The following is an 18,837-nucleotide window of genomic DNA, read 5'->3' on the forward strand; positions in this document are numbered from 1 at the left end:
CGTCTCGGCTGAGTCCCGAACAAGCGACTTATTTCACGCGCATGCCAGGTTGGGCACCTTCATGTGGCTCTAGGATCCACAGATCTTTCTTACCTGGACCGGCCGCAAGCACCATGCCTTCAGACATGCCGAAACGCATCTTACGCGGCGCCAGGTTGGCCACCATCACAGTCAGCTTGCCTTCCAGATCTTCTGGGGCATAGGCAGACTTGATGCCTGCAAACACCTGCTTAGTCTCGCCACCCAGGTCCAGCTGCAGCTTAAGCAGCTTGTTGGCTTCAGGCACATGTTCCGCCTTGGCGATACGGGCGATACGCAGATCTAACTTGGCAAAATCATCGAAGCTGATCTCTTCGCTGATAGGGTCGAGATCCAGCTGGCTCTTAGGCGCCTCGGCTACCTGCAGGTTCTCGGTCGATGCTTCGATAATAGCTTCGATGTTCTTCATCTCGACACGTTGCATCAAGGCCTTGAACGGCGCAATTTCGTGACCGCTGAGATCTCTTGCCAGATCATCCCAGGTCAGCTCAAGTTGCAGGAAGGCTTCCACGTCCTGGGCCAGCTGAGGCAGCACTGGCTTGAGGTAGGTCACCAGGATGCGGAACAGGTTCAGCGCGTTGCTACATACCTGGTGGGCTTCCTCTTGCTTATCTTCCTCTTTCACCAGCTGCCATGGGGCGGCATCGGCGACAAAGGCGTTGGCGATATCGGCTAGCGCCATGATCTCACGCATCGCCTTACCAAATTCACGGGTCTCGTAAAACTCGGCGATGGCATCGGCCTTGGCGAGGAAGGTCTCGGTCAGGCTAGCGTCGGCAACCTTGGCCAGCTTGCCGTCGAAACGCTTGCTGATAAAGCCAGCGGTGCGAGAGGCGAGGTTGACCAGCTTACCCACGAGATCTGAGTTGACGCGCTGGGCGAAGTCTTCCAGGTTTAGGTCGAGATCGTCGATACGGCTGCTGAGCTTAGCCGCGTAGTAGTAACGCAGGTACTCAGGATTCAGGTTATCCAGATAGGTCCTGGCCTTGATGAAGGTGCCTTTAGACTTTGACATCTTGGCGCCGTTCACCGTCACATAACCGTGGGCATAGACGCTGTTTGGCTTACGGAACCCCGCGCCTTCGAGCATGGCAGGCCAGAACAGGCTATGGAAGTAGACGATATCTTTACCAATGAAGTGGTATACCTCGGCGGTTGAGTCTTTGGCCCAGAATTCGTCGAAGTTAAGGTCGCCGCGCTTGTTGCACAGGTTCTTGAACGAGCCCATGTAGCCGATAGGCGCATCTAGCCAGACGTAGAAGAATTTACCCGGTGCATCTGGGATCTCGAAGCCGAAGTAAGGCGCATCACGGGTGATGTCCCACTGCTGCAGGCCCTGTTCGAACCACTCGCCCAGCTTGTTGGCCATCTCTTGTTGCAGTGAGCCTGAACGGGTCCACTCTTTCAACATCTCTTCGAAGGCGGGTAGGTCGAAGAAGAAGTGCTCAGTCTCCTTCATCACAGGTGTGGCACCCGATACCGCCGATTTAGGATCGATCAGATCCGTTGGGCTGTAGGTCGCGCCGCAGCTGTCACAGTTGTCGCCATATTGATCCACAGACTTACATTTAGGGCAGGTGCCCTTAACGAAGCGGTCCGGCAGGAACATAGACTTTTCAGGATCGAACAGCTGAGAGATGGTCTTTGACTTGATATAGCCGCCATCGCGAAGTTTGAGGTAGATCTCGCTCGCCAGCTCTCGGTTTTCGTCGCTGTGGGTGCTGTGGAAATTATCGAACTGAATATTAAAGTCGGCAAAATCCTGCTGATGCTCTTTCTGTACCTGAGCGATCATCTCCTCGGGTGCCATGCCGAGCTGCTGCGCCTTAAGCATGATGGGCGTGCCGTGGGCATCGTCTGCACAGATATAGTGACATTCGTGGCCGCGTAGCTTTTGAAAACGCGCCCAGATATCGGTTTGAATATATTCAAGCATGTGACCTAAATGAATGGGGCCATTGGCGTACGGAAGTGCGCTGGTCACGAGAATTTTACGTTGTGAAGTTGCCATCTTGTCTCTAAATCAGTAAGTGCCCAAAAAGAATGGCATAGATACTAACCGATCATCGCTAAAGTTTCATCAAAAGCTGCTTTAAGTGAACTAAATCTATCCGAATATGAGGAGTTTTTCTGATACACTTAGCCAAATTTATTTTTGGAGGTAGTCGTTTTGTCTTCAGCGTCTCAGAATTATCATCTCAGCGATGATCTGCTCGGTCCGGTTTTGGCTATTTTAGATGCCCATCAAGACCCCTATTTAATGCAAGGTCTGGTGAGCGCAGGTTGCGTGACCAAGCTGGATATTGAAGGCAAGCGATTGCAGCTGGGGCTGTGCTACCCCTATCCCTGCCAGAGCCAGTATCGCGATACCGTCATGGCGATCACCAATAAGCTTGCGGTGCTCGATGCCATAGATGAAGTCGAGTGCGAAATCGATTTCCAGCCTGCGGTGATTTCGGCCGGTGCGGTCGAGCCGCTACCAAACGTCAAACAGGTAATTGCCGTAGCCTCGGGCAAGGGCGGCGTGGGTAAGTCGACTACCTCGGTCAACCTGGCGTTGGCGTTAGCAGCTGAAGGCGCCAAGGTGGGGATTCTCGATGCCGATATCTATGGCCCCTCGATTCCGCTCATGCTGGGCGTACCCAACTTTAACCCTGTTTCACCGGACGGCAAGATGATGACCGCCGCCGAGGCTCATGGCATCGCCGCTCAGTCTATTGGCTTTATCGTCAGCGGTGATGAGGCCGCCGTATGGCGCGGCCCAATGGCGGCTGGCGCACTGGCGCAGCTGTTAAACGAGACCCTGTGGCCCGAGCTGGATTACCTGGTGATCGACATGCCACCAGGCACAGGCGACATTCAGCTGACCCTGTCACAGAAGGTGCCGGTAAGCGGCGCCGTGGTGGTCACCACTCCGCAAGATATCGCCTTGGCCGATGCCAAGAAGGGGATCAGCATGTTCCAGAAGGTGAACATTCCTGTGCTGGGTATCGTCGAGAACATGAGTTTCCATATCTGTAGCGATTGCGGTCATAAGGAGCATCTCTTTGGTGAAGATGGCGGCCTTAAGATGGCTGCACGTTACAATGTACCGCTTTTGGGGCAGCTACCGCTGCAACTGAATATCCGCGAGGATGTGGATAAAGGCACGCCGACCGTGGTGGCGGATGGCGAGAGCCAGGTGGCCTTGTTGTATAAGGAGATCGCCAGAAAGGTGGGGGCACAACTTGCCCTGAGCCAGACACAGAGTGTCGTATCTATTTCAATTTCAGATGATGAGTAAGGTTTACAAAGCATGAATTCGCAATGTGTCATAATTGGTATCGCAGGGGCATCGGCATCGGGTAAGAGCCTAATCGCGAAGACGATTTTCGAGGAGCTATGCCGTGATCTGGGCACAGATCAGATAGGGGTTATCGCCGAGGATGCCTACTATAAGGATCAGGGTCATCTGTCGATGGATCAGCGTGTCCTAACCAATTACGATCACCCAAAGGCGCTGGATCATCAGCTGCTGTGTGAACACCTTAGCGCCCTGAAAAATGGCGAGGCGGTGGAGATCCCTCAATACAGCTATACCGAGCATACCCGTATGGCCGAGACGGTCACCATGACGCCTAAGAAGGTGATCATCCTTGAAGGGATCTTGCTACTGACAGATCCTAACCTGCGCGAGCAGATGGATGCCAGCGTCTTCATGGACACGCCACTGGACATCTGTTTCATGCGCCGCCTGACCCGTGATGTGGCGGAGCGTGGCCGTACCATGGAGTCTGTGATGCAGCAGTACACTCAGACAGTGCGTCCTATGTTCCTGCAATTTATCGATCCTTCTAAGCAATATGCCGATATTATCGTGCCGCGTGGTGGTAAAAACCGCATCGCAACCGATATATTAAAGGCTAGAATTCAACACCTTTTAGCAAAATAGTCGCTTGATATGGGGAGTTAGGCTGGGATGCGTTTAACGGATTTAGAGATAGCAGCATGTTTAGAGGAGGGGAGTATTGTCATCGATCCCCGTCCCGACGCCGAGGCCATCAGTGGCGTCAGCGTCGATGTGAAGCTCGGTAATCAGTTCCGCGTATTTCAGGATCATACGGCGCCCTATATCGATCTCAGTGGCCCCAGCAGCGAGGTGCAGGCGGCCCTTGATCGCGTGATGAGCGATAAGATAGTGATCCCCGAAGGGGAAGCGTTTTTCCTCCATCCCGGCGAGCTCGCACTGGCCGTCACCCATGAGAGTCTCACCCTGCCCGCCGATATCGTCGGCTGGTTGGATGGCCGCTCCTCTTTGGCACGGTTAGGGCTCATGGTGCATGTCACGGCCCATCGCATCGATCCCGGTTGGCAGGGAAAGATAGTGCTTGAGTTCTTCAACAGCGGCAAGCTTCCCCTGGCCTTGAAGCCCATGATGACCATAGGCGCCCTCAACTTCGAGCGCCTAAGCTCGCCCGTGGCGCGCCCCTACAATAAGCGCAAGAGTGCTAAGTACAGGGATCAACAAGAAGCCGTTGCCAGCCGGATCAGTCAGGACAAATGATGTCGCAGACTATCTGGGTAAATGGTGAACAAGCAGCAAGTGTTTCGGCATTCGACAGGGGACTGGCCTACGGCGATGGCCTGTTTGCCACCATGCGTTGTCGAGGCGCTGAGGTACTCTTCCTAGAGAGTCACCTGCTTCGTTTGGCTCAAGGGGCTCATCGCCTTGGATTCCCGCTGCCAGATTCAGCTGCGCTGAGCGAGCAATTAGCAAAGGCCTGTGAGCAGGGCTGCAAACAGTTTACCCAAGATTATTGCCTCAAGTTACTCGTAAGCCGGGGCACTGGCGGACGCGGTTATCTGCCGCCGCAAACGCCCGCGCCGACTTGTGTGTTGTCGCTGCATGAGATCCCGGCGCATTACCGTCAGTGGCAAGTTGCTGGCATCAAGTTGCAACTAAGTCCGGTGACGCTCGGTCAGCAGCCGCTGTTGGCGGGCATGAAACACCTTAATCGTCTCGAGCAGGTGCTGATCCGCACACACAAGTTAGATGACGGATTCGATGATTGGCTGGTCTGCGACACGGCCGGTAACATCATAGAGGCCTCCATGGCCAATCTCTTCTTTATAAAGGGTCGCACCCTAGTTACGCCGAGTCTGGAGCAGGCTGGGGTGGCTGGTGTGATGCGCGAGCAGTTGCTGCTCTGGTTTGTCGAGGCCGGGTTTTCTCTCGAGGTGCGCCGCGTTACATCCGATGAACTAGCAGATTTTGACCATGTTCTGGCCAGCAACAGCCTGTTTGGCGCTGTGCCCGTGAACGGCATAGCCAAGCACTCATTCGGCCATAGCCCTCTGCTAACCCAATTGCTACACGATCTAAAAATAATATTATGAAAAAACTGATCAAAGGCGTGCTGACCGCACTCTTTAGCCTATTAACCTTGAGCGCAATTGGCCTGTATTGGGTCTATCAGAGCGTGGTGAGTTACGGCCAGATGCCGCTCAAGCTCGATGCCCCCGTCGAGTTTGAGGTGGCGCGTGGTACCTCCTTTTCACAGATGGCGAACACCTTGGCACAAACAGGTGCCGTGGATGAGCTTTGGAAGCTTAAGCTGCTGGTTAAGCTGCGCCCCGAACTTGCCAAGATCCGCAGCGGTCTGTATCAACTCTCCCCCAATGACACTGTGGTCGAGCTGCTCGAAAAGCTACGTCAGGGTAAGGAGATGGTCTTCACCGTGACCCTGGTCGAAGGGCAGAGCATCAAAGAGTGGCGCGAGCAGCTAAAGCAATTACCGCGCCTGAAGTGGCAGGAGGGTGCCTTCTTGGAAGTGCTCCAGGATAATGGCGATGAGTCTAAGCTGCCCGAGGGCAAGTTTTATCCCGACACCTACCATTATGGCAATGGCGATTCGGTCAAGGTAATTCTGCAGCAGAGCTATCAGAAGATGCAGCAGGAGCTAGACAGGGCCTGGCAGGAGCGCGACCAGAGCATACCGCTAAAGAGTCCCTATGAGCTGCTGACCATGGCATCGATTATCGAGAAAGAGACAGGCAAGGCCAGCGAACGCCCCTGGATCTCCGCGGTTTTTACCAATAGATTGCGTAAGGGGATGCGTCTGCAGACAGATCCTACGGTGATCTATGGCATGGGTGAGCGTTACCAGGGCAATATTACCCGCAAAGATCTGCGTGAACAGACGCCCTACAACACCTATCGTATTCATGGCCTGACGCCGACGCCTATAGCCGCACCGAGCGGGGCATCCCTGATGGCGGCGGCGCGTCCGGCCGATGTCGACTACCTCTACTTCGTGTCGAAGAATGACGGCAGCCATATATTTTCTAAAACATTAACCGAGCACAACCGTGCTGTAGACAAGTATCAGAGAAATCGATGAAGCAAAACAGCGCGAAATTTATCGTTATCGAAGGATTGGAAGGGGCAGGCAAGTCGAGTGCCATCGCCCTGGTGAGAGATTTTATCGAGAAACACAATGGCGTTCCGCCCGTGTGTACCCGTGAACCAGGCGGCACGCCGCTGGCCGAGCGCATTAGGGATCTGGTGAAGATTGCCGACCCTAACGATCCCCTGTGTGATGAGTCTGAGTGTTTGCTCATCTATGCGGCCAGGGCGCAGCTGGTGGCTAACGTGATAAAACCGGCCTTGGCCCAGGGTAACTGGGTGCTGGGCGATCGCCACAACCTCTCATCTCTGGCCTACCAGGGGGGCGGGCGTCAACTCATGCCGCTGGTTGAGGCGGTGAGTAACGCGACCCTGAAAGATTTTAAACCTGACCTGACTCTATACTTGGATATCGATCCTCAGCTTGGCTTGCAGCGCGCCAGAGACAGGGGCGCCCTGGATAGAATCGAGCAGCAGGCGCTGAGTTTCTTCGAGCGTGCCAGGGCAACTTATTTGCAGCTGGCGGCGCACGACGAGTCTATAGTGGTGATCGATGCCAGCCAGACGATGGCGCAGGTGCATAAAGAGATCTTGGCCGTGTTACAGCGCCAAGACTGGTGATGACAGTTGTGGAGTCTTTGATGGATCTACCTTGGTTAACCCCGGCTCGTGAGGCTTTCTGTAGTCAGCTAATATCTGGCCAGCAGGGCCACGCCTATCTGTTGGGGATCCACCAAGGCTATGGCGGCATGCAACTTGCCAATACCTTGGCTCAGGCCAGCCTGTGTATGGCGGCGCCGACCCAAGGTGGTGCCTGCGGGGTGTGTAAGAGCTGTCAGCTGTTTATCGCCGGTAACCATCCTGATTGCTATCAGCTGGAGGCCGACGGCAATCAGATCAAGGTAGATCAAGTCAGGGAGCTGTGTCAGAAGTTGACCGCTACCGCCCAGCAAGGGGGCAGACGGGTCGCTGTGATTAAAAACTGTGAGCGACTCAATACCGCGGCGGCCAATGCACTGTTGAAGACTTTGGAAGAGCCGGGCAGAGAGACTCTCTTGCTGCTGCAGAGTGATACCCCAAGTCGTTTGATGGCTACCATCAGCAGTCGTTGTCAGCGCCTGCATTGCCAGCTGCCGAGCCGTGAGGCGGTGCAGGAGTGGCTGGCGGCGCAGTTTACACTTACCAGTGATGTGACCTGGTGTCTGCCGGTTGTCGGCGGCCCTGTCGATCTGCTCACCGCCTTAAATGATGGCCGCTATGAAGCCTTGATCGGCCTGAGAAAAGCCTGGGTGCAAAGTTTGTCGTCTGGGCACCTGTGTGCTAACTTAACTAATATAGATGAAAAGCAAGTTTCTGATGCACTTAAGGTTTTGTATGTTGTCCTGCGACAAAAACTGGTGAAGCAGAAAAATGCTGATGCATTAATTAACATCAAGATAACAAAATTTGCAGCCAAGGTTATGGAGACGTATCATAGCCTGAGTATGATGCCTAATGTGAATTTTATGGCCGTTTTTCAGGCGTTTATCTTAGAGTATCAGTCGCTAACAACAAGTTAAAATAATATGGTCGATCTCGTGGTTAATTTTGATACATTACATCAGCTATATAGAGCCTACATGCCCTTCATACAGCCCGCGGGCCTGTTTGTGGCGACTACCGAAAGCCACTATCTGGGGCAGGAACTTACTATCGCCTATCAACTACCGGGCTCAACCGTGCGTCATGAGTTTCAGGGGCTGGTGGTGTGGATCAATCCTCTGGGGGCATCCGGTGGCCGACCGGCGGGCATAGGGGTGAAGATCATCACCGACGCCCAGACCCACAAACATCATATCGAAAACCTACTTTCCCGCGAACTGGCCTCAGGCGATTTGACCTGTACCATGTAGATAGCTATCCTTTGGCTCCTTTTGTAGTGACTTAGGATTTTTGCGTGCTTATCGATTCCCATTGCCACCTCGATCGCCTCAAGGCGGCGCCCGATCAAGATTCATTGAAGACCTTGCTAACTCAAGCCAAGGAGCGTGGCGTGGAGTATTTCCTGTGCGTCAATGTGCGCCAGCAAGGTTTTGCCTCTATGCAGGCAAAAATGGCAGCCTTCGACCAGGTGTTCCTATCGGCGGGCGTGCATCCGCTGGATGTGCAGGAGGGGCTGGATACGGCGCAGCTAAACAGCTATCTGCAAGATCCTAAGGTGGTCGCCATCGGTGAGACAGGCCTGGATTATTACTACTCGGGCGAGACCAAGACGCTACAACAGCAATGTTTCGAGCAGCAGATCGCCCTGGCGGTCGAGGTAGATAAGCCGTTGATCGTCCACACCCGTGATGCCCGTGAAGATACCATCGCCATGCTGAAAGCAGGTAACGCGGACAAGGTAGGCGGTGTGCTGCACTGCTTCACCGAGAACTGGGAGATGGCCAAGGCCGCCATCGATCAGGGCTTCTATATCTCTGTGTCTGGCATAGTGACCTTTAAGAATGCCGGTGAGCTGCGCTCTGTGATCCGCAAGGTGCCAAAGGACAGACTTCTGGTGGAAACCGATGCGCCGTATCTTGCGCCTGTGCCTCATCGCGGCGAAGAGAATCAACCTGCGTTTGTTCGGGATGTGGCGGAGTTTGTGGCCGAGCTGCGCGGCGAGAAGTATGAAGAACTGGCAGAGTATACCGGTGATAACTTCTTCAGGCTGTTCAAAGACGCGGCTAAGTTAGTGAAAGCCTAGTGGCTGTTGAGTGATATAGGTTCACAGTATTTGGCATTTATAGCGTATTTAGCATATTTGGCGGCATTGAGAAGTGTTGCTGAGCAAAGCGTTTAAGAAAGGCTGCGAAGAATAGGCTTATCTAACAAGCCCAGAGAAGCAGATAAAAAAAGACCCAAAACTATTCCAATTGTTCTGGGTCTAGGGGAATGGCTCTTTGCAGAGCCGTGCGCTACTGTTTGAGATTGCCTCGAATTTCATCTCAGGCTTTTAGTGTAGTCAAACTCCACCTCACTGCCGGGCTCGTCTAGGCAAATCTCAGATTAAAATGTAACAAAATGTTAATGCATGGTCGCTGACGTGAATTCAGTGGCTTATGCTTTAGTCTGCGCCAGTAGCTTGCTGATCCACTGCCATCGCCGAAGAAGAGCAGATTTTATCCCGCACCAGGTCTCTTGGCAGGCTGTTTTTAAGCTTATTGCCCAGGTGTTTCACCAGGCCTAAATGGGCGCCCTGGTAGCTGACCAGCTGCTCGCCTTGTGGCTTCTCTTTGGTGGCTAAGGCGATATCACGTCCCATCAGGTATTGAATCGCCTGAGCCTCATCAAGGGGGATCCCTCGTGACCTGTCGGCCAGCGCCATTACGGCCTCGTGTCTAGGCTTAAAGCCTTTCTTCAGGGCGTCGGCCAGCTTGAGACCGATCCGCTGAAAACGGATCTTACCGATAAGTGGTTCGACATTAGTCGGAAACAGCCAAAACTCATCGTCTCTCTGCATCAAAATCCCCTGACCATCGAGTTTGATGCCGAAGCTGGAATCAAAGTAGTCGCAGAGGGCCTGGCGAGACTTCTTGTCGATTGGCGCAAAAGGAAAGTTCTTCTGCTTGCGTGGCTCCTCGCTGTCTCTTGGCACCGCGGCGAGCTTGGTTAGCTTGGCGATGAAGAAGCCTTCGCTGTCGAAGATCTGTGGCCAGACATGGAGGAAGCCTTCACTGGTGCTGGCCTTCTCGGCGCCGGGGAAGAGCTCGGCAAGGGATTCAAACTGCACCGCATCGCCATAGGTGGCCTTGAGGTGCAAACAGACGTCCTGATTTTCGCGGCGGTTGAGGGTGCAGGTGGAATAAACCAAACTGCCGCCCGGCTTTAGTGCCAGAAAGGCCGACTCGATCAGGTCGCGCTGCACGCTGGCAATGGCCTCTATCTCAGCCTCGTCCCAATGCTTGAGGGCGTCGGGGTCTTTACGTACCGTGCCTTCACCGCCGCAGGGGGCATCGAGCAATATGGCGTCGAAGCTCTCGAACAGATATTCGCCAAACACTCTGGCATCGAAATGGGTAAGGGCGAGATTGCTGGCACCCATGCGCTGCATATTGGCGTGTAGCACCTTGACCCGGCTAGAGGAGTATTCGTTGGCGACCAACAAGCCTTGGTTGTTCATCATGGCGGCAAGCTGAGTGGTCTTAGAGCCCGGCGCCGAGGCCATATCCAGCAGGGTGAGGGAGGTCGCATCTTCTATCGGCTCGGGAAACAGTGCCTTAGGCGGCAGCATGGAGCTGGCCTCCTGAATATAAAACAGCCCCTGAATATGCTCTACCGTGTTACCCAGCTGCACCGAGTCATCCACCTTGACCCAGAAGCCGTCCTCGCACCAGGGAACAGGTTCAAACTGCCAGCCTTTGGTACTCATCATGGTGATAAAGTCAGCGGTGGTTATCTTGAGGGGGTTGACCCGGATGGAGGGACGTAAAGGCTTGGCGCAATAGCTGATAAATTCATCCATCGAGAGATGATCCGGCATATCTTTCGCTATGCTATTGATAAAATTTTGATTTAGTTGAACCATAGGTAACAGAATAGAGATATCGTTAGTCGCCAGTATATCACATCCATTATCGGGCCTTGAGCAAAGCTTGGGGTGAAAGGAGTCTCGGGTGTTAAATCGCGTTTGGTTTGCCTTTTTTGTCACCGCCTTAGTCGCAATCGCCATCAGTCTGTTTCAGGGGCAGTGGCAGATCCTCTCTGCCGTGGTCGATGCCCTGTTTGCCAGTGCCAAATTAGCCGCCGAAATTGCTTTGGGGCTGATAGGCGTGCTTTCCCTATGGATGGGCTTGATGCGAGTGGGAGAGAAGGCGGGTGTGGTGGGCCTCTTTGCCCGTCTGTTTGAGCCTTTACTCAGCCGTTTGATGCCAGAGGTGCCCAGGGGACACCCCGCCTTTGGCAGCGTTACCATGAATTTGACCGCCAATGTGCTGGGGTTAGATAACGCTGCTACGCCGCTAGGGCTCAAGGCGATGCAGGATCTGCAGAGCCTGAATCCGGTGAAGAGTGTGGCTACCAATGCGCAGATCCTTTTTTTGGTGCTCAACACCTCTTCGGTCACCTTAGTGCCAGTCACCGTCTTTCTCTACCGCGCCCAGCAAGGCGCCGAGTCGCCGGCGGATATCTTTCTGCCTATCTTACTGGCGACCACGGCCTCGACTCTGGTGGGCGTATTAGTGGTGGCCATCTATCAGCGTATCTCACTGCTCAATAGTGTTTTGCTGGGATATGCGGCCTTGATGCTGGCGGCGGTATCTGCCCTAGTATTTTATCTGGGCACTTTAACCGTTTCTGCCATAGGTGAGTTTTCGACGGCGCTTGGCAACGGCATCTTAGTGCTGCTGATCTTCAGCTTCATTCTGGTGGCAGGATTGCGTAAGGTGGCCGTTTATGATGAGTTTGTCGGCGGCGCCAAGGAGGGCTTTACGCAGGCGGTGCAGCTGATCCCTTATCTGCTTGCCATGCTACTGGCCATCGCCTTGCTACGCGCCTCGGGCGCGCTCGACTATCTGCTAGGGGTTATCGCCGCCCTGGTGAATCTGGTCGGGGGGGATACCCGGTTTGTCGATGCCTTGCCAACCGCCTTGATGAAGCCCTTCAGCGGTTCGGGCGCCCGCGCCATGATGCTGGAGACGATGCAGCATTATGGGGTCGACTCCTTTGCCGGTCGCTTAGCGGCCGTGGTGCAGGGGAGCACCGAGACCACCTTCTATGTGCTGGCGGTCTACTTCGGCGCCGTGGGAATACGTAATGGTCGTCATGCTCTGGTGTGCGGCTTAAGCGCGGACTTTGCCGGGATCTGCGCCGCGATCTGGGTCTGTTATCAGTTTTATGGTTGATCGGCGTATGCAGGCAGCAAGGCTGGCGAACTGCCAAGCGGGAATTAGTGACGTAAGTATTGCCGCTAGGGGTGATCTCCTAACGGCCTTCAGTGGAAGATGTTGTGAAGCTTAGAAGCGATAGCTTACCGACAGCATTGGGCCGATAAAGCTGTAATACAGGTTATAGTCCGCCACGTTAAGCTGATCTGAGACGCTGTGTTTAAAGTCAACGTCGACCTTGTAGTAGTTAAAGGCGGCTGACATGTGCCAATTCTTGGTGATCTCAGCTTCGACACCGGCGCGGATATCGACCAGGCTGCCCTTGATATCATCAAGCTTGATGTAGAAATACTGTGCGTGAGCGTTGAACTTGAAGCCTGGGCTGAACTCATAGTCGCCATACAGGCCAACGTCCGGCAGTGGCGCCGTGACCTCTTCATCGACAAATCTTGGTGTGGCGGTCTGCGCGCATTGTTGTAGCGTCTCACCTTTGGCACAGACACCTATGTCACCGTCAAACGCGGTCTTGATAAACATGGTGTGTACGCCCAGGGACAGGCCAAGATTGAAGTTATTCCCCTGATAGAAGTTATAACCATAGCCGAGGCGGGCGATGTCGATATTGAGGGTGGTCTCCAGACGACCGCCGGATTGAATATCGTAAACCTGATCGTCTAGGGTGACTTGAAACGGTATGGTAAGTTTCTGTACTTCGGCGTTGCGGTGCAGCTGTTTCCAGTCGAAATAGATGCTGTGACGCGAGTTGAAATGGTAGCTGGCCTCGAAAAATGGCAGAAACTGCGACTCTTCCAATGCCAAGTCTTCTTCAAAATCAAGCCTGAAATTATTACCCTGAACCGGGTTGGTGACATCCATGCTGGAGTTAGAGTTGGAGTAGAAACCGCCGATTTTTAGCATGACTTCGCTGGGTTCTACCGGTGCCGACACCGAATAGGAATTGGCAGCTCCAGCGGCGAAAACCGAAGAGCTAAAGAGACCCAAGCTAAATATGGCGACCGACTTAATCACTAACTACAACCTCTATCAACTAATAATTATTATAAGTTATTGATTTATTTAGTAAGACTTTTTTACTACGTTATCATTCTAGCAGGATATTTAAAATTGTGAATGATTTGTATCAAAAAATGTCAAGGTTGCGGCGTTTTTGTTGATATTGGGAGCTGGATTACAGAAATAAAAAGGCTCCCGATAGTGTATCGAGAGCCTGGTGTTCAAGCTGGCAGCGGGTTAGAAAACCAGTGGCCAGAGGATCAGTAGCCAGGTGATACCACACAGGGCCAGGGCGATAAAGACAGCCGCCGAGGCGATATCTTTTGCCTGTCCGCTTAGGGGATGGATCTCGTGACCGATACGGTCGACTACCGCCTCAATGGCCGAATTAAGCAGCTCGACAATCAAGACTATCATCAGCGTCATGATGAGCAGGATGCGCTCAACCATAGGCACGTCTACCAGTAGTGCGACAGGCAGCATGAAGAGGACCAAGATCAACTCTTGGCGAAAGGCCGCCTCAGATTGCCAAGCAAGTTTAAGGCCTTGCATTGAGAAACCTGTCGCTCTGAAGATACGTTTAATGCCGTGGTTATTTTCCGGTTTCATAGGTGTCCATTTCGTTTCTGGTCGATTTACTGTTTCAGCCTGCCTTTCTCTGATGCAGGCAGGCGAGTTACAAATTGGGCGCTAGTATAACACTCTAGTTACCTCCATAACATCTGCATGGGGGGCTTTGGGCTAAACTTAACGCTTAGCTATCATTCAGTTGCTCAAGGAGGAGCTATGTTGTGTTCTACTCGCCCTATGGTTATTGGGAGTATTGCTTTACTCCTGAGTTGGCTGTCGCTTACAGCGATGGCCGCCGAGTCGCCCGAGTTAATCGAGTCGTATAAGCCAGCTGAGCCGCCCAAGGCATTAACTGTTGAGGCAAATCAGTTGATGCCAGAACAGCTAAAACCAGAACCGCTTGAGCCAGCACAACGACTCCCGGGCATACAGTTGGCCGGGAGTCTCGAGGCCGACCGACCTATATCAGAGTATCTGGTGAGCGAAAAGTTCGATGGCGTCAGAGGCCGCTGGACGGGAGAACGTATGCTAACCCGCTCGGGGCAGGTTATTAGGCTCCCAGCTTGGTTTACCAAGGGCTTTCCGACGGAGCCCTTAGATGGCGAACTGTGGATTGCTCGCCAGCAGTTTGAGGCGATCTCAGCTCTGGTGCGTGATAAAGATGCCGACCCTGAGCGTTGGCGCGCCGTTCAATTTATGGTCTTCGATTATCCCACCATTGATAGTCCCTTTGCTGAGCGCTATGCCCTCGCCGTTAAACGCTACGCAAATTTGTCGCCTTTCCTGCAGATCATCCCTCAGTGGCGAATTCAAGACAGTCAGGCGCTGAACGCCGCCTTGGATGAGTGGGTGGCTCAAGGCGCCGAAGGGCTTATGCTGCATCACCAGGCTGCACACTATCACGCAGGGCGTAACGGTGACCTGGTAAAACTCAAACGCTATCAAGATGCAGAGGCCAAGGTTATCGCTTACTTCGAGGGGAAGGGCAAGTATAGAGGAATGATGGGCGCCCTAGAGGTCGAAACAAATGAAGGCATACGTTTTAAGTTAGGCACAGGATTCAGCGATGAGCAGCGCCAGCATCCTCCGGCCATTGGCAGCACGGTTACCTACAAGTATTATGGCCTCACCCACAATGGGGTGCCCAGGTTTGCCAGCTTTATGCGGGTACGAGAGCCCTTGTAAGAAGAATACGAATTAAGTAAGAAAGGAAGGCTATGTCTAAGGTTAACTCTGTCCTATTTGTCTGTCTCGGGAATATCTGCCGCTCACCGACGGCAGAGGCTGTGTTTAGGGGGCTGCTCAGTGAGCGCGGCTTGTCTATCGGCTGCGATTCGGCGGGCACCTCTGCCTATCACGAGGGGGAGGGCCCTGACAGACGGGCGCGCTTGGCAGGCGAGCGCCGCGGACTCGATTTCAGCGGCATTCGCGCCAGAGGCGTGATGGATGAAGATTTTGAGCGTTTCGACCTTATCCTGGCGGCCGATAAGGCAAATCTGAGCGATCTGCGTGCGCGCTGCCCGGCTCAACATCAGTCTAAGCTGGCCTTGATGCTCTCTTTTCTTGGGGAGGGGGAGCGGGAGGTGCCAGATCCTTACTATGGTGGCGATGATGGCTTCGAGCAGGTGCTGGATCTACTGCAACAGAGCTGTGAAGGGCTGCTGTCACAGATTGCTAAGTAATTAAAATCAGCAGGGTTAATGAGTAGAGCTAAATTAAGCAGAGTTAGCCAAGTGGGGCCTTATAAGGTAAGGCTATAGAAGGCAAAACCGCTTGCAACTGACGCCTATTGGAATAGTCCCAAGCACATCACCTTGCAAGCGGTGTAATGTCAGTATTTCAATCAGACAGCTTAGTTGTTATGACGCACGCCGGAGCGTTTCAGCCGCTCGGCCTCGATTTTGGCCTGTTTCTCGGCCTCTTTCTCGGCCAGGATTCGAGCTACTTCCGCCTTCTCGGCCTCGGCCATCTCTGGAGTCTCCAGGGACAACTGGCCTATCTTACCCGAGCGGAACTCATGCAGCAGAAGCTCAGAAGCTTTGTGCAGATCGATTCTGCCACCCGGTCTCAGCGCGCCGCGCTTACGGCCGATCGCCTCGAGCAGGCCGATATCGTCATTGGGTAACTCTTTAAGTTTATAACGCTCAAGCATGGCATCGGGATAGGCCTTGAGGAAGTATTCGGCGGCAAACATGGCCACATCTTCATATTCCATTGCCGTATCTTTGATGGCACCGGTTACCGCAAGGCGATAGCCGCTGGCCTCATTGTCCACCTTAGGCCAGAGAATGCCTGGGGTGTCTGACAGCACTATGCCATTTTTCAGATTGATACGCTGCTGGGTCTTGGTTACCGCAGGCTCATTACCCGTTTTGGCGATCACTCTGCCCGCCAAGGTATTGATAATGGTTGATTTACCTACGTTAGGGATCCCCATGATCATGGTGCGGATATCTTTCTCTATCTTGTCGCGACTAGGCACCAGCTTACGGCAGAGTTCGGGGACCTTACGCACCTGGGCAGCCTGCAAGGTGGTGATGGCCATCGCCTTTACCCCTTGCTCCTGCTCAAGATAGTCAATCCAGCGCTGGGTGATCTCGGGATCGGCCAGATCTGACTTGTTGAGCAGTTTGATACAGGGTCTGTCACCGCGCAAACTGGTGACCATAGGGTTTTCGCTGCTGTAGGGGATACGGGCGTCGAGTACCTCGATCACCAGATCGACCTGAGGCATCACCTCTGCTATCTCTTTGCGCGCCTTGTGCATATGGCCTGGAAACCACTGAATTGCCATCTCTGTACTCTGTCTCTGTGCAAATTTGGGGAGGGATTTTACCTTGATATGGCTTAAAAATCATAAATAAAAAGCGCCCTGAGGCGCTTTTTATCTTAGTCGAGGAGGTTAGATAACGCCTAATTCTCTCAGACGCTCCATCAGATAGCTGTCGGCGGTGTAACGCTCTGACAGGACCACCTCTGGCTTAGGATGTAGGAAGAGGGGCAGAGAGATGCGCGAGCGTGTCTTGTCGGCGCCCTCTGGGTTGACCACCCTGTGGGTCGTCGATGGGAAGTAGCCGCCTGATGCTTCCTGGAGCATGTCACCTATGTTGATGATCAGGTTACCGAAATCGCTCGGTACGTCTAACCATTCGCCCGATTTGGCTTTTACCTGCAGGCCTGGCTCGTTAGCGGCCGGTAGTACGGTAAGCAGGTTAATATCTTCGTGAGCCGCGGCGCGAATGGCGCCTAGCTCCTCGTCGCCCGACATCGGTGGATAGTGAAGGATACGCAGCAGCGTCTTGTGGCTGTTCTCGATCATCTTAGGCAGGGCGATAGAGTAATTGACCGCCACTTCTGCCGGTGTATGAGCTTCCACCCAACCTAGCAGCTCTTCGGCCAGGGCATTGGCTTCCTGGTAATAGCGCAGAATGTTTTCCCTGAGGGAATCGGGGATACGGCCCCAAGGGTAAACATGGTAATACTCTTTAATATCTTTAACCGTATGACCCTTAGCGGTTTCAGAAACATCGGCCGGGAAGAAACCATCGTGGGTCTCCGGCTTAAACAGGTAGTCATGTTTCTCATCGCTATTGAAGAAGGCTTGCCACTCTTCATAGATGGTATCTACTAAGGCCTTGTCGATTGGGTGATTTGAGAGTACGCCAAATCCAGTTTCACGCAAGGACTCAACGAAGCGCGGGGCGCTGTCCTGAGCATGGTAATCTATTGTTTCTAATTTCATATTTTGTTTTCTTGTTATTGAACCCCGCAGGCAGTGTACCCCTGGGATCGCCTTTGGGCAATTGGGTGTGATAAAAATCACGTTTTCATTGTTTGGCCATAAGAAGAGGCTAGATCACCGCTAATATTTTCATCATTAAAATCATAGGCTAGCTAATAAACAGCCGATAATTGATATAATCATGTAATAACCTACCTATTTACTAGGTCTTTTATCTGCTATTGTGAGTAGTGTGATCTTATTGACCCTAAGGGTCGTATTAGCGGTACAGGAGTGCAAGAGTCTTTAACTATGCGTGAACTAACGGAATTTGAGCGGTATGTGATTGAGAGCAAGGGGACCGAGCGCCCCTTTAGTGGCGAGTATAACCAGCACGATGCGCCTGGTGCCTATCATTGTAAGCGCTGTGATGCGCCTCTCTATCTGTCCGAGCATAAGTTTAACGCCCATTGTGGCTGGCCTGCCTTCGATGATGAGATCCCGGGGGCGGTCAAACGCTTGCCCGATGCCGATGGGCATAGGGTGGAGATAGTGTGCGCTCAGTGCGGCGCGCATTTAGGCCATGTGTTTGAGGGAGAATACCTGACAGACAAGAATTTACGCCACTGCGTGAACTCTGTCTCCATGGTCTTCAAAGGTGAAGCGACGCAGCAGAGCGATGACAGTCATATTCGCTGGGCGACCATTGGCGGTGGCTGTTTCTGGTGTCTCGAGGCGGTATTTAGTCAGCTCAGAGGCGTGATAGCGGTGAAATCTGGCTATGCGGGGGGGGATGCTTCCAGCGCTAACTACCGCGCCGTCTGCGCCGGGGATACGGGCCATGCAGAGGTGGTACAGGTAGAGTACGACAGTCATATCATCAGTTTTGAAGAGCTGCTGGAGGTCTTCTGGCAGAGCCATGATCCCACCACCCTTAATCGGCAGGGTAATGACGTCGGTACCCAGTATCGCTCGGCGATCTTTGCCCATGACGATGAGCAGATTAGGGCCGCAAGTCAGATGATAGACAGGCTAACCGAGGCCAACATCTTCGATAAGCCCATAGTTACAGAGCTGGTGGCGCTGGATAACTTCTATCCCGCCGAGCCTTATCACGATGCCTACTTCGAGCATAACCGGCAGCAGCCCTACTGTCAGATGGTTGTTAAGCCCAAGGTGGATAAGATAAAGGCCCTGTTTAAGGAGCGGCTCAAGTCGGGCGGCGGATAATAAAAAAAGGCGCATCATGCGCCTTTTTTGTTGTT

The 18,837-nt window shown here is 53.3% G+C and carries 19 protein-coding genes; 13 read left to right on the forward strand and 6 right to left on the reverse strand.

Annotation, left to right across the window (positions count from 1 at the left end; genetic code table 11):
- Positions 1-28 precede the first annotated feature (28 nt).
- Positions 29-2,050 carry a methionine--tRNA ligase gene (metG, locus tag K0I31_RS08165; protein ID WP_220080493.1) on the reverse strand — a complete coding sequence of 674 codons (2,022 nt, stop codon included), beginning with the start codon at positions 2,048-2,050 and terminating at the stop codon, positions 29-31.
- Positions 2,051-2,209: 159 nt separating this feature from the next.
- On the opposite strand from metG, the gene apbC reads away from it, so the two are divergent.
- From apbC to K0I31_RS08210, 9 genes are read left to right on the forward strand one after another with little or no spacing between them, the layout of a single operon-like run.
- On the forward strand, positions 2,210-3,322 hold the full coding sequence (apbC, locus tag K0I31_RS08170) for an iron-sulfur cluster carrier protein ApbC (protein ID WP_220080494.1): 1,113 nt from the start codon (positions 2,210-2,212) through the stop codon (positions 3,320-3,322).
- Positions 3,323-3,334: 12 nt separating this feature from the next.
- Positions 3,335-3,970, forward strand: coding sequence for a uridine kinase (udk, locus tag K0I31_RS08175; RefSeq protein ID WP_011865374.1), 636 nt, complete (start codon positions 3,335-3,337; stop codon positions 3,968-3,970).
- Positions 3,971-3,997: 27 nt separating this feature from the next.
- The gene (dcd, locus tag K0I31_RS08180) at positions 3,998-4,582 is read left to right on the forward strand and encodes a dCTP deaminase (RefSeq protein WP_220080495.1); all 585 of its coding nucleotides are present in this window, start codon (positions 3,998-4,000) and stop codon (positions 4,580-4,582) included.
- Positions 4,579-5,415 (forward strand): aminodeoxychorismate lyase, encoded by an 837-nt coding sequence (gene pabC, locus K0I31_RS08185; RefSeq protein WP_258406609.1) that lies wholly within the window; start codon positions 4,579-4,581, stop codon positions 5,413-5,415. Before dcd ends, pabC begins: the two co-directional genes overlap by 4 nt.
- The gene (gene mltG, locus K0I31_RS08190; RefSeq protein WP_220080496.1) at positions 5,412-6,419 is read left to right on the forward strand and encodes an endolytic transglycosylase MltG; all 1,008 of its coding nucleotides are present in this window, start codon (positions 5,412-5,414) and stop codon (positions 6,417-6,419) included. The genes pabC and mltG overlap by 4 nt, the downstream gene beginning before the upstream one ends.
- The gene (tmk, locus tag K0I31_RS08195) at positions 6,416-7,045 is read left to right on the forward strand and encodes a dTMP kinase (protein ID WP_220080497.1); all 630 of its coding nucleotides are present in this window, start codon (positions 6,416-6,418) and stop codon (positions 7,043-7,045) included. Before mltG ends, tmk begins: the two co-directional genes overlap by 4 nt.
- A 20-nt stretch (positions 7,046-7,065) precedes the next feature.
- Positions 7,066-7,983 carry a DNA polymerase III subunit delta' gene (gene holB / locus K0I31_RS08200; protein WP_220080498.1) on the forward strand — a complete coding sequence of 306 codons (918 nt, stop codon included), beginning with the start codon at positions 7,066-7,068 and terminating at the stop codon, positions 7,981-7,983.
- Between the two features lie 6 nt (positions 7,984-7,989).
- Positions 7,990-8,316: a PilZ domain-containing protein gene (locus tag K0I31_RS08205; RefSeq protein ID WP_011865380.1), complete on the forward strand. Its 327-nt coding sequence runs from the start codon at positions 7,990-7,992 to the stop codon at positions 8,314-8,316.
- Positions 8,317-8,360: 44 nt separating this feature from the next.
- Positions 8,361-9,149 (forward strand): TatD family hydrolase, encoded by a 789-nt coding sequence (locus K0I31_RS08210; protein WP_220080499.1) that lies wholly within the window; start codon positions 8,361-8,363, stop codon positions 9,147-9,149.
- A 360-nt stretch (positions 9,150-9,509) separates the two neighbouring features.
- Here the strand turns inward: K0I31_RS08210 and rsmF are convergent, their stop codons facing one another.
- A complete protein-coding gene (rsmF, locus tag K0I31_RS08215) occupies positions 9,510-10,970 on the reverse strand; it encodes a 16S rRNA (cytosine(1407)-C(5))-methyltransferase RsmF (RefSeq protein WP_220080500.1) in 1,461 nt (486 codons plus the stop codon).
- An 88-nt stretch (positions 10,971-11,058) separates the two neighbouring features.
- Here rsmF and K0I31_RS08220 point away from each other — a divergent pair, with 88 nt between their 5' ends.
- Entirely contained in the window at positions 11,059-12,285 is a 1,227-nt protein-coding gene (locus K0I31_RS08220; protein WP_011865383.1) for a nucleoside recognition domain-containing protein, read from the forward strand.
- 111 nt (positions 12,286-12,396) lie between these two features.
- Here the strand turns inward: K0I31_RS08220 and K0I31_RS08225 are convergent, their stop codons facing one another.
- On the reverse strand, positions 12,397-13,269 hold the full coding sequence (locus K0I31_RS08225; protein WP_144199389.1) for a DUF481 domain-containing protein: 873 nt from the start codon (positions 13,267-13,269) through the stop codon (positions 12,397-12,399).
- A 249-nt stretch (positions 13,270-13,518) separates the two neighbouring features.
- Positions 13,519-13,890 carry a diacylglycerol kinase gene (locus tag K0I31_RS08230; RefSeq protein ID WP_144198713.1) on the reverse strand — a complete coding sequence of 124 codons (372 nt, stop codon included), beginning with the start codon at positions 13,888-13,890 and terminating at the stop codon, positions 13,519-13,521.
- A 177-nt stretch (positions 13,891-14,067) separates the two neighbouring features.
- Between K0I31_RS08230 and K0I31_RS08235 the strand changes: the two genes are divergently transcribed.
- Both K0I31_RS08235 and K0I31_RS08240 read left to right on the forward strand, forming a co-directional pair.
- Positions 14,068-15,036, forward strand: a complete 969-nt coding sequence (locus K0I31_RS08235) for a DNA ligase (RefSeq protein ID WP_258406610.1) — start codon at positions 14,068-14,070, stop codon at positions 15,034-15,036.
- A gap of 32 nt (positions 15,037-15,068) precedes the next feature.
- On the forward strand, positions 15,069-15,533 hold the full coding sequence (locus tag K0I31_RS08240) for a low molecular weight protein-tyrosine-phosphatase (RefSeq protein WP_220080501.1): 465 nt from the start codon (positions 15,069-15,071) through the stop codon (positions 15,531-15,533).
- 170 nt (positions 15,534-15,703) lie between these two features.
- On the opposite strand, the gene ylqF is transcribed toward K0I31_RS08240, so the two are convergent.
- Together ylqF and K0I31_RS08250 are read right to left on the reverse strand one after the other, a co-directional pair.
- Positions 15,704-16,645, reverse strand: coding sequence for a ribosome biogenesis GTPase YlqF (gene ylqF / locus K0I31_RS08245; protein ID WP_220080502.1), 942 nt, complete (start codon positions 16,643-16,645; stop codon positions 15,704-15,706).
- A gap of 108 nt (positions 16,646-16,753) precedes the next feature.
- Positions 16,754-17,593: an isopenicillin N synthase family dioxygenase gene (locus tag K0I31_RS08250; RefSeq protein ID WP_220080503.1), complete on the reverse strand. Its 840-nt coding sequence runs from the start codon at positions 17,591-17,593 to the stop codon at positions 16,754-16,756.
- A gap of 291 nt (positions 17,594-17,884) precedes the next feature.
- Between K0I31_RS08250 and K0I31_RS08255 the strand changes: the two genes are divergently transcribed.
- Positions 17,885-18,802, forward strand: coding sequence for a bifunctional methionine sulfoxide reductase B/A protein (locus tag K0I31_RS08255; protein WP_220080504.1), 918 nt, complete (start codon positions 17,885-17,887; stop codon positions 18,800-18,802).
- Positions 18,803-18,837: the final 35 nt, after the last annotated feature.

The sequence above is a fragment of the Shewanella spartinae genome, assembly GCF_019457555.1.
GTDB classification, from domain to species: Bacteria; Pseudomonadota; Gammaproteobacteria; order Enterobacterales; family Shewanellaceae; genus Shewanella; species Shewanella loihica.